The organism is Sorangium sp. So ce176 (assembly GCF_051519835.1).
In the GTDB taxonomy this organism is placed as follows: domain Bacteria; phylum Myxococcota_A; class Polyangia; order Polyangiales; family Polyangiaceae; genus Sorangium; species Sorangium cellulosum_G.
Genome location: NZ_CP150371.1, coordinates 3,606,737 through 3,619,688, shown reverse-complemented (window position 1 = coordinate 3,619,688; position 12,952 = coordinate 3,606,737). Strand labels below are relative to the sequence as shown.

The 12,952-nt window shown below is 69.4% G+C and carries 11 protein-coding genes; 3 read left to right on the top strand and 8 right to left on the bottom strand.

Annotation, left to right across the window (positions count from 1 at the left end; genetic code table 11):
• Positions 1–42: 42 nt before the first annotated feature.
• Together hisB and hisH are read left to right on the top strand one after the other, a co-directional pair.
• Positions 43–630 (top strand): imidazoleglycerol-phosphate dehydratase HisB, encoded by a 588-nt coding sequence (hisB, locus tag WMF42_RS13720; RefSeq protein ID WP_061607680.1) that lies wholly within the window; start codon positions 43–45, stop codon positions 628–630.
• A gap of 2 nt (positions 631–632) precedes the next feature.
• The gene (hisH, locus tag WMF42_RS13715) at positions 633–1,310 is read left to right on the top strand and encodes an imidazole glycerol phosphate synthase subunit HisH (protein WP_061607679.1); all 678 of its coding nucleotides are present in this window, start codon (positions 633–635) and stop codon (positions 1,308–1,310) included.
• Positions 1,311–1,353: 43 nt separating this feature from the next.
• Here the strand turns inward: hisH and WMF42_RS13710 are convergent, their stop codons facing one another.
• Positions 1,354–2,235 carry a sensor histidine kinase gene (locus WMF42_RS13710; RefSeq protein WP_437692342.1) on the bottom strand — a complete coding sequence of 294 codons (882 nt, stop codon included), beginning with the start codon at positions 2,233–2,235 and terminating at the stop codon, positions 1,354–1,356.
• Between the two features lie 365 nt (positions 2,236–2,600).
• Here WMF42_RS13710 and WMF42_RS13705 point away from each other — a divergent pair, with 365 nt between their 5' ends.
• Positions 2,601–3,077, top strand: a complete 477-nt coding sequence (locus tag WMF42_RS13705) for a pyridoxamine 5'-phosphate oxidase family protein (RefSeq protein WP_061607677.1) — start codon at positions 2,601–2,603, stop codon at positions 3,075–3,077.
• A 95-nt stretch (positions 3,078–3,172) separates the two neighbouring features.
• Here WMF42_RS13705 and WMF42_RS13700 read toward each other — a convergent pair whose 3' ends face one another.
• The 7 genes from WMF42_RS13700 to WMF42_RS13670 form a co-directional block, all read right to left on the bottom strand.
• Positions 3,173–3,985, bottom strand: a complete 813-nt coding sequence (locus WMF42_RS13700; protein ID WP_437692340.1) for a Cof-type HAD-IIB family hydrolase — start codon at positions 3,983–3,985, stop codon at positions 3,173–3,175.
• A 195-nt stretch (positions 3,986–4,180) separates the two neighbouring features.
• Positions 4,181–5,068 (bottom strand): PP2C family protein-serine/threonine phosphatase, encoded by an 888-nt coding sequence (locus WMF42_RS13695; RefSeq protein WP_061607675.1) that lies wholly within the window; start codon positions 5,066–5,068, stop codon positions 4,181–4,183.
• Between the two features lie 670 nt (positions 5,069–5,738).
• On the bottom strand, positions 5,739–8,240 hold the full coding sequence (locus WMF42_RS13690) for a penicillin acylase family protein (protein WP_233561370.1): 2,502 nt from the start codon (positions 8,238–8,240) through the stop codon (positions 5,739–5,741).
• A 979-nt stretch (positions 8,241–9,219) separates the two neighbouring features.
• Positions 9,220–9,888 (bottom strand): HAD-IB family phosphatase, encoded by a 669-nt coding sequence (locus WMF42_RS13685; protein WP_061607673.1) that lies wholly within the window; start codon positions 9,886–9,888, stop codon positions 9,220–9,222.
• 200 nt (positions 9,889–10,088) lie between these two features.
• On the bottom strand, positions 10,089–11,126 hold the full coding sequence (locus tag WMF42_RS13680) for an aldo/keto reductase (protein ID WP_437692337.1): 1,038 nt from the start codon (positions 11,124–11,126) through the stop codon (positions 10,089–10,091).
• A gap of 426 nt (positions 11,127–11,552) precedes the next feature.
• On the bottom strand, positions 11,553–12,101 hold the full coding sequence (locus WMF42_RS13675; RefSeq protein ID WP_437692335.1) for a non-canonical purine NTP pyrophosphatase: 549 nt from the start codon (positions 12,099–12,101) through the stop codon (positions 11,553–11,555).
• Between the two features lie 5 nt (positions 12,102–12,106).
• Positions 12,107–12,949, bottom strand: a complete 843-nt coding sequence (locus WMF42_RS13670) for an SIR2 family NAD-dependent protein deacylase (RefSeq protein ID WP_437692333.1) — start codon at positions 12,947–12,949, stop codon at positions 12,107–12,109.
• Between the last annotated feature and the right edge of the window lie 3 nt (positions 12,950–12,952).

Sequence of the window (12,952 nt, the reverse complement as noted above, 5' to 3'; positions counted from 1 at the left end):
TGGCGCTCCCCATCGCCTTCCGGGGCGACTACCCTACGCGCCATGCCCCGCATCGCCAACGTCGAGCGCAAGACGCGCGAGACCGACATCCGCATCGAGATCGATCTCGACGGCCAGGGCCGCTCGTCGATCAAGACACCGCTCCCCTTCCTCACGCACATGCTCGATCAGATCGCCCGCCACGGCCTGTTCGACCTCACGATCCACGCCGAGGGCGACGTGGAGATCGACGGCCACCACACGACCGAGGACTGCGGCATCACCCTGGGCACGGCCGTGCAGCAGGCGCTCGGCGACAAGGCGGGCATCGCGCGCTACGGCGAGGCGACGCTCCCCATGGACGAGGCGATGGCGCAGTGCGCGCTGGACCTCTCGGGCAGGCCGTACTTCGTCTGGCGCGTGCCGCTGCCCAAGGCGAAGCTCGGCACCTGGGACGTCGAGCTCGCCCCCGTGTTCTTCGAGGGCTTCGCGCGCGGCGTGGGCGCCAACCTCCACGTCCGCCTCATCGAGGGGGACAACCTGCACCACATCGTCGAGATCTGCTTCAAATCGTTCGCCAAGGCGCTGATGAAGGCGACCCGGATCGAGCCGCGCGTCGCCGGGATCCCGTCCACCAAGGGGAGCCTCTGACCATGCAAGCGATCGCCCTCGTCGACTTCGGGATGGGCAACCTGCGCTCCGTCGAGCGTGCGCTCCTCCAGGCCGCCGGAGAGGCCGGCGCGCCGTGCGCCGTGACGCGCACGGGCGATCCGGAGCTCATCGCGCGGGCGGACAAGGTGGTGGTGCCGGGCCAGGGCGCCTTCCGCGACTGCGCGGCCGCGCTGGCGACCGGGCTCGGCGACGCGCTGCGCGAGCAGATCCGAAAGGGCACGCCGTACCTCGGCATCTGCCTCGGCATGCAGGCGCTCCTCGACGCGAGCGAGGAGGCCGAAGGCGCGCGAGGGCTCGGCGTCTTCCCGGGTATCGTCAAGCGCCTCACCCCGGCGATGAACGGGGCCGAGGCCAGCGCGCCTGCGGGCGAGCCCTGGGCCGGGATCAAGATCCCCCACATGGGGTGGAACCGCATCGCGATCACCCGCGAGGTCCAGGGCCCGCTCCGCGCGTTCGGGGGCGAGAACCCGTTCGTCTACTTCGTCCACAGCTACCACGCCGTCCCTGACGATCCGACGCTGATCGCGGCGACGACGCAGCACGGCCCGCACCGGATCACCGCGGCGCTCGAGCGGGACAACGTGACAGCGACGCAGTTCCACCCCGAGAAGAGCCAGGAGACCGGCCTGCGCCTGCTCGTCCGGTTCCTCGGCGGGTGAGCCGCGACGCGGACGCCGGGTTCGGGGCGGAGCCCCGAGGGACCTAGTGCGAGCGCAGCAAGCGGTGGTGCGCGAGCTTGAGGTGCGCGGCGCGCGGCAGCTCGGGCGCGCGCGGGGCCAGGCCGCGCCGTGACGTGAGGCGCCCCCTGCGCGCCGCGAGCCCGCGCTCGGTCGGGCGCGGCGCGAGGGGGAGGTCGACGATGAACGCCGCGCCGCGGCCGAGCTCGCTCTGCACGCGGATCGCGCCGCCGTGCGCGCGCGCCGCGGCGTGCGCGATGTAGAGGCCGAGCCCCAGGCCGCCGAAGCGCTCCACCGGGACCGCGCGCTCGAAGGGCGCGAAGATGCGCTCCTGGTCCTCGCGCGCGATCCCCATGCCGTGGTCGCGCACGATGAGCCGCGCCCACAGCCGCGTCGCGCGCACCTCGACCGAGATCGGCTTGTCCTCGCCGAAGAGGATCGCGTTCTTGATCAGGTGGAAGGCCATGCGCTCGATCTGGGATCGATCCCACCGGCCGATCACCGCGCCGTCGACGGCGACAGCGATGGCGCCGCGCGCGGCCGGCCGGTGCGCGACAGCGGCCGCGACCGCCCCGCGGACGAGCGCGGCGAGGTCGACCCGCTCGCGGACCGGGGCGCGCTGGGGCGGCTCGGCGCGCCGCGCCTCGAACATGTCGTCGCACAGCCTGGCGAGCCGGCCGAGCTGACGGTCGAAGACGGCCAGCATCGCCGCCGCCCACGCCGGGGTCTTCTCGGGCTCGAGCTCGGTCATCCGCTTCGTGAGCTGGAGCTGGAGCAGCAGCGAGGTGAGCGGGGTCCTGATCTCGTGCGCGGCGAGCACGAGGAAGTCCTCCCGGAGCCGGGCGGCGTCGTCCCGGAACGAGAGGGCGGGGACGCGATCGTCGAGATCGTCGCAGAGCGCGGTCATGGCAGAGCCTGATGGCGGGGTTGAGGTGTGCCCCGCAATGAGCAGGATGCGTGCCGTCCCGGCGCCTTTGCCGAACGGCACTTCCGGCATGGAGAGGGCCGTTTCGGCCGAGCGGACGCGCGTCGCGGCGTCGCATCCTGCCATCGTCCCGCCCGCCAACTGCGCAAATCCCCGCTGTCGGCGGGCTCCTGTGCAGCGGGTCTCAGGGGGCGCCGGAGCGCCGCCAGGCCGCGGCGCAGGCGGGTCCGGGCGCGCCCTTGCTTGCGGGTCAGGGCTCGCGGACAAGCTTTGTGGTCATGCAACACCAGAGTGGAGAGCAACACCAGAGTGGAGAGCCAGGAGCCAGGGCTCAGGCCCGCGGGTCGATGGGTGAGCTGCGCGCGCTGCTCAGGGAGTTCGACACCGCCATGCTCGTCACGATGACCCCGGAGGGGCTGCTGCGAGGGCGGCCGATGGAGATGCAGGAGCCGGCCGAGCTGATGGATTGCGACCTCTGGTTCGTGACGCAGGAGGAGACGCCGAAGACCGGCGAGATCGCCCACGATCACCAGGTCGCGGTCTGCTGCTACAGGCCGCGGGATCGGGCATACATCTCGATCTCGGCGCGCGCGACGATCGACAGGAACGAGGAGAAGATCCGGAGCCTCTGGAAGCCGTCGTGGAAGGCGTGGTTGCCGGACGGGCCCGAGCACCCTCGCGCCGCCCTCCTGAAGCTGAGCGTCGAGCGCGCCGAGTACTGGGAGCCCGAGGGCGGGCGGCTCCGGATCCTGTACGAGAAGGCCAAGGCGCTCGTTCAGAGAAGGTCGGCGGACGAGAAGCTCAATCCGCCGAAGCACATCTGAGCGCCGCGCCGACCTGGCGCCCCGGGGCGCGGTGCCCCCTCCAGCAGCGGCCGAGCGACCGACGCGGCGAGCCCGCGCGTGAGAGGCCGCCCGAGCTAGCGCGACCGAGCCGCGCCGAAGATGCGCCCGATCGCATCGGTGAGCGAGTCGTCGTCGTTGCTGCCGACGACGAGCTCGGCCACCTGCTTGAGCGATTGCGGGCTGTGCCCCATCGCGATGGGATAACCGGACGCCTTCAGCAGGGGGATGTCGTTCTCGCCGTCGCCGGCCGCGACAATCTCCCGCGCGGACAGCCCTCGGGAGGCGGCGATGAACGCAAGCGCGCGCCCCTTGTCGATCTTGCTGCGCGTGATCTCGATATAATTCGGCTTCGAGCGCGCGACGGCGACATCGTCGTCGAGCGCCTCGAGCTCCTGGGCGAGCCATGCGCCTCCGGTCGCTTCGTCCGTTATCATCAGGATCTTGTCGGTGACGGGGCGGCTCGCGAAGCCTGCATCGACCGTGGGCGCGAAGCCGATGATGTGCTCCTCGACGCGGACGCGAACGTCGACGGCTTGAACGATCCAGTCGAAGCCCGCGTAGAGGTTCAGGCTGACGCGCTCGTCGCGCCCGTAGCGCGCCAGGAGGCGCTCGACGGTCGCCTCCGGCAGCGGCGAGCGGTCGAGGATCTCCCGGCCGGAGCCGATGACGATGGCCCCGTTCAGCGCCGACCATGGGCCTTCAAGCCCGAGGCCGCGGGCGATCTCCTCCACGGAGCGAGCGGGGCGCGAGCTGATCAGCGTCAGCAGGATCCCCTGCCGGCTCAACGCCGCGCACAGCGAGCGCATCTCCGCGGAGACCGAATGGTCGGATCGCAGCAGGGTCCCGTCCAGATCGAAGGCGACGCCGCGAAGTGTTCCCGAGATCATGCGCGCTCCCCTGTCCTGCCGCCCGCCTCTAGCACGACCGAGCCCGGGCGCGCGAAAGTCCGGGCGACCAGCGCGGAGCGCGCCGCACCGCGACAGCGAGGTCGGCGGCGACGCGCTCCCCCCGTCGCCACGGGACGCGCGCAGGTCGGCCAGATGGGCTGAAGAGGCAGCGCGGCAGAGCCGGCAGGGCGAGCGTCAGATCTTCTTCTTCTTCGGCTCGAACTCGGTGACCGTGTGGAGCGTCTGGGCGACCCTCTCGCCCCTCCGCGGCGGCGTGAGCCCTTCGCCATGCACCTCGGCGACGATCGCCGTGATGTTGTCGTCCCCGCCGCGACCGTTCGCGAGCGCGACGAGCCGCTCGCACGTGGCCTCGAGCGAGGGACCTTGCTCGACCACGGCGAGCATGTCCGCGGCCGAGAGCTTGTTGGAGAGCCCGTCCGAGCAGAGCAGCAGGCGATCGTCACGCCGCAGATCGAGCCGGGCGACGCTGGCCTTGACCTCCGGGTCCAGCCCCATCGCCTGTAGAAGCATGCTCCTCATCGGGTGGCGCTCCGCCTCCTCGGGCTGGATCATGCCCGCGTCGATGAGCGCTTGCACGAAGCTCTGATCGTGCGTGATCTGGAGAATTTGCCCGTTGCGGATCAGGTAGGCGCGCGAGTCGCCCACCTCGGCGACGTGCGCCTCCGTTCCGTGTACGCAGATCGCGGTGAGCGTCGCCCCCATCCCTTTGTGGCCCGGTTGCTGCGAGGCCTGCCACACCTCGCGGTTTGCTCGCTCCACGGCGAGGAGGGTCGCCTCATCCCAGTTGCCGCGCGCCGAGGCCATCGCGCGGCGCAGCGCCTCGACGACAAGGGCGCTCGCGACCTCGCCGGCGGCCGCGCCGCCCATGCCATCGGAGACGGCGAGCAAGACGGGATAGGACGCCTCGAAGGTGACCGCCTGGGCAGGCGGCGCTGTCTTGGCGACCGACGCGAGATGCGCGATGAGGAGCGTGTCCTCGTTGTTCTTACGAACACGGCCAACGTCGGTGATACCACAGGCCCTCACCGTGATGTCCTCAGCTCGCAGTGTCGTCGATGTCATGCATTCTCTCCTGTTTCCTTGCTTTCACCCAGGACCGGCGATCCCCCGGTCACCGAGCACGTAAGCATCCATACACACCCGCTGCTGAGAGCCTGCCCGTGCGCCCGTGAAGCGTCGATGCTCGTGTCGCTCCAGGTGTCGCGCGAACGCCGACGCGGGCGCGACAGGGGCGATCGACAAGGGGGCTCGCGCGCCGCCCCGATGGAGCGCCTCAGGGCGGCGAGCTCGTGGGTCGACGTCTCCTGGACTTCCTGATGTGCATAGGGAGGACGCGCAGAAACTGTCGCTTGATTCACACACACGGGCTGAAACGTTCGATCCGCCGTGGGTACGCTGCACATAGCGGCCATCGGTAGGTCGTCTGGTGCGGCGGCGGGCTACGTCAAGGAGGGCCTCGCGACGTGACGGGCGGCGGCGACGTGCCCCGCATCAAGGGGCCGTCGCGACCTGACCGACGCGGCGACTGGCGACGGCGGCTGGCGTCGGAGCGATGGATCCGGGGACCCGCGAGGCGGGTTCGGTGGCGGGCGCCGGGCAGGGGCCTGACCCGGGTCAGGGCGCAAGGGCGTCTGGTCTTCTTGGTGTAGGGCTCGGACGCCGTCGATCGCCGGCGACGTCCGTCAGGTCGTGTTCGTGATGGCGACGCCGGTCAGGTCGTGTCTCGGTCGACTCAAGGGATCGCTGCGGACGAGAACGGCATCGGGAAGATCTGCCCCGCTCTCCACGCCTCGGCGTGATCCGCATAGTGGGACGTGCGCGGATCCCCGCTCATGCCGGTGCTCATCACGCCCAGCGAGCCGTCGAGCGGCGAGAGGTTCCAGACCAGGCGCGTCGCGCTGAGCGAGTCCTGATCGAGGGCGCCGCGTACCCCGCCTCCCGCCTCGAAATCACCAGGCGGAAGATCCAGGTTGCCGACCTTCGCGAACCACCCGCCGATGTTCACCGTCCCCACATCGCCGGTCGCGGGGAATGTGCCGATATCGAAGCGCTCGTCCTCGCCCGCGAGCGGGTGGTTGTAGGTCAGCGTGTGAATCCCGCCCCAGGTCCACGCGCTCACGTCCGGTCCCAGCGCGTCGCGGAGCATCGCGTCCGCCTGGCCGAGCGCCGTGCGGATGGCCTGGTCGCGCAGGGCCCCCGGGTCGACGCCCGCGGTGGCGCCGAAGTACGGCGCGCGCGGGTTATCGAGCACGTCCATCAAGCCGCTGAGCTGGTTCGTGAGGAACACGCTGGGCGCGAAGAGCGCATACTCCTCGGGCCCGATCACGTCCCTCACCGTGTTGCGCAGCAGGATCAACGTGAGCATCTCGTAGACGGCCGCGCCCTGGCTGCTCGCCGCAGCGTTCCCGTCCCACTGCTCGAGCGCGGCCACCGCGGCGGCCGCGCTCGGATCGTCCGCCGGCAGGCCGACGCGCCCGAGCGCCGCCAGGTAGGTGTCGCGCAGCGGCAACCCGATCGTTGTCTGCGTGTCGAGCTGGATCGACGCCATGTCCTGCGGCGTGAGCGGCGCCGTCGCCGTCGTGAGCCGCGTCATGATCCGCTGGGCGCGCCACGGCATATCCCAGTAGTTGGCGAGGTGGACCGGGCGCCCCTTCGGCGCGTAGCTCCGCGGGACGATCCGGTGATTCGCCGTCACCAGGACATGCGACGGCGGATCGTAGACCGAGGGCAGCTCGGCGTTGGTCGCGTACCCGGTCCACTCGTGTCCGCCCGTCCCCGGCACCGGATAGAGCGCGTTGAGCGGGCTCTCGCGCTGCGGCGCGAGCCCTGAGTTCTGGTAGCCGATGTGGCCGTAGGGCCCGGTATAGTCCGCGAAGATGAAGTTCCACCCGATGCTCTGCTTCAGCGCCGCCGCCCTGAACTTCGTCCAGTTCGTCGCCTCCGGCATCTCGAAGTAGCCATCCACCTTCCACTCCGGCTGACCTGCGGTGGACTTCAGCGCGAGGGTGCCGATCGACTCCAGCCCATCGAGGCCATCATTGATGACGGGCCCGTGGGGCGTCGCGCGGAACGTCCGCTGCACGTCAGGCTGCCCCTTCACGCGGATCGTCTCCGCGCGCGTGGTGACCGGCCTCCACTGGCCGTTGATGAGCACCTCCTCGCCCCCTCCGCTCGCTCCGCGGAGCGTCTCCACGTACAGATCGACGCTGTCGAAGAGCGAATAGGTCGGCACCCAGGCGATGCTGTCGGTGTGGCCGCTGATGAACCCGGGGAACCCGGGCACCATCCAGCCCGCCACGTTGTACTGCCCGTGCACCTTGAGCTGCGCCACGTAGACGGCGGACGGGGTCGAGTGAGGGAAGTGCGGATCGGTCGCCAGGAGCGGCTTGCCGGTCGAGGTGAGGCGCCCGTCGACCGCCCACGCGTTGCTGGCCCGCCCGCCAGCAGGCGCCATGCGCCGGAGCCGCTCCGCGAGCTCGCGCGAGCCCTCCAGGCAAGGCGGCGGTGGCGGGTTGACGATGGTGGCCGACGGCGCGCTCGGACCGGGCGGCACGAGGAACTGCGAGACCGGCTTCAGGTTGCCCTGCGCGTCAAACATCGACACATCGTCCGGGGCCTCCTTGATCAGCGTCGTCGAGACCTCCGTCCCTGCGATGGTCGCCACCGACGCGCGCTCGAGCTTGGTGAACCACGTCAGGGTGTCGAACGTGACGCCCACGTAGATGTAGGCGAGGACGCTGTCCTGAGGCGTCCACGGATCGGGCTGATAACCGAGGGTCTGGAACTCGAGGGGCAAGCCGCTGCTCGAGGCCTTCGCTCTGGAGATGTACTGGTTCACGCCCGAGGCGCAGCCCTGCAGGGCCTGCTTGGTGCGCGCGGCCGCCGCTGCGTAGCGCGCCGCCGCGAACGCGGGCAGGTTCTGCGCGCGCGCGAGGAGGTCCTGATTGAGGAAGGTGTCGGCCTCTCCGGGACCGTAGATCTCCGCGAGGCGGCCCTGAGCGCTGCGGCGCAGCACGTCCATCTGAAAGAGCCGATCCTGCGCCATCGCGTAGCACAGGCCGGCGTAGCCCGTCTTCTCGTCCCACGCGGTCACGTGGGACATCCCCTGGTTGTCGACACGGATGTACGCAACGCCCAGCTCATCGATCGCAACGGCGGTTTGCTCTTCCATCATCTCGCCATCGTGGGCGACGCTGCACGCAGCAGCAGACAACAGGAATGCCACGCCGGTCATTCGCCTGATCATACCGCTCTCCTTCTGCTGGCCTTCTCGCAAGGGCCGCAATTTACAGTTCACCTGCACCACGCTCGCCCTGTGCCGCTGAGCCCTCTCCGAAGCGCATGCGCGGAGGGTGGCCAACAACGCAGTATCCTGCCCCGCACGCACACGACCGCGGTCGAAGCGGCTCCTGAGAGGCAATGCACAAGACGAACGGGCGAGCCTCCTACGTCGCCTTCATACATTCGAGATAAGCGGATAGGAACTAGCCAATTCGATCAGAAAGTCAAGCTCCTCTTGATATCCAGTTCTGATCCCGTCCTGATCCCGCGCTGGTCCCGCCCTGGTCTCGCCCTGGTCTCGCCCCCGTCCCCCTTCTGATCATGCCATGGGTACAGCTGGGCTGTATACCGCCGCTCATGGACACCGTCTAAAGCGATCTAAGGTCCAGGTTGCGGATGTACTACTCGCAAAACCTGCAATCTAGCACTCGTCTGGTAGGCGCGCCATGCTGGAACTGAGCTCTTCCGGACAGACGCCCGCACCGATCGAGGCGCTTGCACACGGCACGTCCCGTGCCCGTTACACACGGCACGTCCCGTGCCCGGCACGTGGAGCAATGTGGTTCCCGCCGCAGGCAGGTCGTCCGCGGCATCACCCGAAGCAAGGAAGCGTCGCCGATCCGCGAGGTCAATCCATCAGAAGGCGTTTGCTCGCCGGGTCCTCTGGCACGCCCCGTTGGCACGCCTGGCACGCCTGGCACGACGCTGAGAACCTGCTCTCGCCCATCAGGGCTCTCGAGGTGACGGCGAGGACATCATAGGCTCCGGAAGGAATCACATCGAGGACATCGCCGCGACACGCAGCTACGGCGGGAGCGCAGCGGAGCGACCGACATGGCCTGACCGGCCATGTGCTCGGTGCCCGCGCTGCAGAGGAGGGAAGTCCCGTGCCAGGGGCGCGGGCCGGATGACGACGTGCCTTGACGAGGGCTCTATCGATGCTCGCGCGCGGCACGTTCATCCGCGGGCCGCGCCTCGTCGTCGAGCGCCTCGCAGATCTCGGTGAAGCTGTCGAAAGGCGTGCGCGGCACCCCGTCGCGGGCGCAGAGCGCGTCGAGCGCGCTGTCCCGCACAGCGAACACGCGGTCGCAGCGCCGCGCGGCGGGATAGTCGAGGCGACCGTCGCCGATGTAGACCGTGGCGGTCTCGCCCGTCGCCGCCTTCAGCTGCTCGATCACGCGGACCTTGAAGTCGTCCCCGGGACCGAGCGGCACCGCCTCGGGCAACGTGACCCGCCAGCGCCCGTCGAAGACGGCATCGAAGCAGGAGAACGCCGTGCCGGGCGGCAGAAATTCGCGGATGTAGAACGGTAGCCCGTGGCTGACGGCGTGGAAGACCCACCCCCGGCGGGCGCAGAGCGCCAGCAAGTCCTCGAAGCCGGGCCGCAGCGCGGCGTGGGGGCGCAGCTCCTCCAGCAGCTCCGCTGCCGAGCGTTCGACATCGGCGTAGCCGCGCTGGAGGAGCCCCAGCGGCGTGAGCTGGCCGTCAGCGACAGGCGTGAGCAGCGCCTGCCGCCAGTCATAACGGAGGTGAGCGTCCCAGACCCGGTTCGTCAGGTCCGCGAGGGTGATCGTTCCGTCGAAGTCACTGAGGATGAGCACGGCGCTGATTCTGCACGTCCGGACACTGGGCGCCACCGCGCGGGCGCCCGTTCGTGTCGCCCTCACCCGGTCGAACCTGACCGAGGCTGGGCGCCCGCGGCGCACGCCGGGCGCGGCCGCGGCCGCGGCCACGCGCCGTCAGGTCGTGACGATCAAACAGCGATCGAGCGGGTCGATCGCGCCGCAACAGGCACTGGCGATCAGACCGCGACGGGGAACGGATTCCGTTCGGCGAACCCGGTCTGATGAAAGTAGGGGTACGCCAGCCTCGTCTTGCTCGCCGCGTCGAGCTTCGCGACCTGCTCGGCCGTCAGGTTCCACCCGACCGCGCCAAGGTTCTGTCGAAGCTGCTCCTCGTTCCGGGCGCCGATGATGACGTTCGCGACGCTCGGCCGCTGCAAGAGCCAGTTGATCGCGATCTGCGGGACGGTCTTGCCCGTCTCCTTCGCCACCTCGTCGAGCGCGTCGACCACGCGATAGAGATACTCGTCATCCACCTGCGGACCGCCGTCGACAGCCAGCTTGTTCCGGAGCCGGCTGACCTCCGGCAGCGGCTGCCCGCGCCGGATCTTCCCGGTCAGCCGCCCCCAGCCCAGCGGGCTCCAGACCACCGCGCCGACCTTCTGATCGAGCGCCAGCGGCATCAGCTCCCACTCGTAGTCGCGCCCGATCAGCGAATAGTACGCCTGATGGGCCACGTAGCGAGAGAGACCGTACTTCTCCGAGATCGCCAGCGACTTCATCAGGTGCCAGCCGGAGAAGTTCGAGCAGCCGAGATACCGAATCTTCCCAGCTCGCACGAGATCGTTCAGCGTGCCGAGCGTCTCCTCGATCGACGTGAGCGCGTCGAAGCCGTGGAGCTGGAAGAGATCGATGTAATCCGTCTGGAGCCGGCGCAAGCATCCCTCGACCGACCTCACCAGATGATGTCGCGAGGAACCGACGTCGTTCGGGCCCGCGCCCATCCGGAAGGTCGCCTTCGTGGAGATGATGACCTGATCCCGCCGGCCCTTGATCGCCTGGCCGAGGATCTCCTCCGCCAGCCCGTCAGAGTAGATATCGGCCGAGTCGAACATGTTCAGCCCGGCCTCGAGCGAGATGTCGACGAGCCGGCTCGCCTCGGCCACGTCGCTCGCGCCCCACCCCTTGAAGAACTCGTTGCCTCCGCCGAACGTCCCCGTCCCGAGGCTCAGCACGGGAACCTTGAACCCTGAACCGCCAAGCAACCTGAACTCCATGGATCTCCTCCGCGCAGACTGGGCGTAACCTCTGGACGCAGGGGAGAGGAATGCCAGACCTCAGATTCTTGCTCCCTTGCCGCGATCGAGGACGGTAGGAACTCCAATGCGATACGAAAGTCAAGCACCTCATCTGGTGGCACACTCGGTTTTCAGCGGTGCCGGAACGCACGAGGCACCTTGGATCTCGCGCGTGTCGGTGAATGTGGGAGATCGGCGATAATGTGATCGCTGTGACCGCGCGCTGCGTGGGTCCGCGCAGCAGGTCGTCATGGCGTCTTCAGGGCGGCGCTCCTCGAAGGACGCGTGTTCGCCTCATCGGACCATCAGCCCGCGCGTCCGTGCGTCGTGCGACGCGCGCGGGTCGCCCTGGGTCGACGCGCCGTCCAGCACACGTGTCCTCGCGCCGGAGGGGCGCGGCGCGCGTCACAGGCCTATATCGCACCGGAAGGCGCGCAGGGCCTCCGCGATCGCCGAGCAGCGGAGGCGCTCGTCACGGGGCATCTGCCCCAGCGTCCGCGTGTGCCCGGCGGGGACGAACATCGGCTCCCAGTCCGCGCCGCACTCGCCCCGCCGCTCGCAGGCGATCTCGCCAGGGACGGTGCCCGTGTAGACGCGGAGCGTCCGGCCGTCGCAATAACACACCTTCTGCACGACGCGCGCGGCGCGCGAGAGCCCCGGGGGGATGAGAGAACAGATCCTGTCTTGCAGCCGCTCCCAGAACGGCTTCACGAGCGGGCCGGGAAAGCCGTTGAGGTGCTCGATGAAGAGCCCGCCGTGCTCCACGAACAGCGGCACGAGCGCCACGCGGTAAGCAGCGATGGCCTTCTCCCGTACAACCGTGTCGAGGTCCGAGGAGAGGACCTCGGGCACGTCGAGGAGCAACAGACGCAGCGGCGTCGGGCCGTCCTGCCACGCGTGGACCATGTCCTCGAGCTTTCTCTCGCTGGATGAGACGAAATAGACCATCGCCATCGCCCTCATCCGTCCAGCGCGTCGAGCAGATCCACGACGCTCTTCGTCTTGTCGTTGGGGTCGAGCTCGATCACGTCGATGTGCCAGTCCTCGAGCAGCGCGGGCTGGACGAGCCCGGCGCCGAAGGTCGCCCAGTAGCCACGGCGCTTCGGCGCTCGCTTGGCGCCAGGAGAGCTGCCCTCGATGCGCATCTGCTCCATGCGGTACCAGATGTACCGGATGTCCACGTCGCTGAAGCTGTAGCCGAGGAAGAGGAAGCTGTTGCTGAGCAGATCCGCCCGCAGGCGCTGGTCGGGCGCCGCCTCCAGCCGGAGGCGGCTGAAGTACTGGGACTCGGTCAGCACCACCGTCTCCGGCCAGTCGAGATCGCCATGAAACTTGATGACCTGGCACACGCCCTGGGCCGGGCACCGCGCGAAATCGTCGAACTTGGAGAGGGCGACGACCGGCTTGCCCGCGTCGCGCAGCGCCTCCTCGATGTGGTGCTCGAAGTTCGTCGTGTAGATCGTCGTGAAGTCGCGGCGCGCCAGCGCCTTGTGCTGGCACGAGCTCCTCCGGCGCTCGTCGACCTCGCGCGCGTGGAAACGCGCGCGCATCTCGGCGATGAAGCTGTCGACGCCACCCTCGCACTCCCGGGCGAAGAAGCCGGCGAGCTGCGGGGGGAGGCCGTGCAGCTCGAAGAGCGCGGGCTCGAAGCCGAGCGCCGCTCCCATCCACCCCATCAGCTCCTTCCACATCGGCAGCTGGAGCGGGGCAGAGAAGCCTGCGCCAAGAAAAGGGATGAGGCGGCCGTCCCGGTACGCCTGCCGGAGCGGGCGCGCCGCTTGCTCGAGCGTCAGCACAGCCATCGT

What these genes read in the sequence shown, in the direction of transcription:
- WMF42_RS13695 (WP_061607675.1), bottom strand. Translation starts at nt 5,068, where the DNA reads ATGACATCGACGACACTGCGAGCTGAGGACATCACGGTGAGGGCCTGT.
- WMF42_RS13710 (WP_437692342.1), bottom strand. Translation starts at nt 2,235, where the DNA reads ATGACCGCGCTCTGCGACGATCTCGACGATCGCGTCCCCGCCCTCTCG.
- hisH (WP_061607679.1), top strand. Translation starts at nt 633, where the DNA reads ATGCAAGCGATCGCCCTCGTCGACTTCGGGATGGGCAACCTGCGCTCC.
- hisB (WP_061607680.1), top strand. Translation starts at nt 43, where the DNA reads ATGCCCCGCATCGCCAACGTCGAGCGCAAGACGCGCGAGACCGACATC.
- WMF42_RS13680 (WP_437692337.1), bottom strand. Translation starts at nt 11,126, where the DNA reads ATGGAGTTCAGGTTGCTTGGCGGTTCAGGGTTCAAGGTTCCCGTGCTG.
- WMF42_RS13700 (WP_437692340.1), bottom strand. Translation starts at nt 3,985, where the DNA reads ATGATCTCGGGAACACTTCGCGGCGTCGCCTTCGATCTGGACGGGACC.
- WMF42_RS13670 (WP_437692333.1), bottom strand. Translation starts at nt 12,949, where the DNA reads ATGGCTGTGCTGACGCTCGAGCAAGCGGCGCGCCCGCTCCGGCAGGCG.
- WMF42_RS13675 (WP_437692335.1), bottom strand. Translation starts at nt 12,101, where the DNA reads ATGGCGATGGTCTATTTCGTCTCATCCAGCGAGAGAAAGCTCGAGGAC.
- WMF42_RS13705 (WP_061607677.1), top strand. Translation starts at nt 2,601, where the DNA reads ATGGGTGAGCTGCGCGCGCTGCTCAGGGAGTTCGACACCGCCATGCTC.
- WMF42_RS13690 (WP_233561370.1), bottom strand. Translation starts at nt 8,240, where the DNA reads ATGACCGGCGTGGCATTCCTGTTGTCTGCTGCTGCGTGCAGCGTCGCC.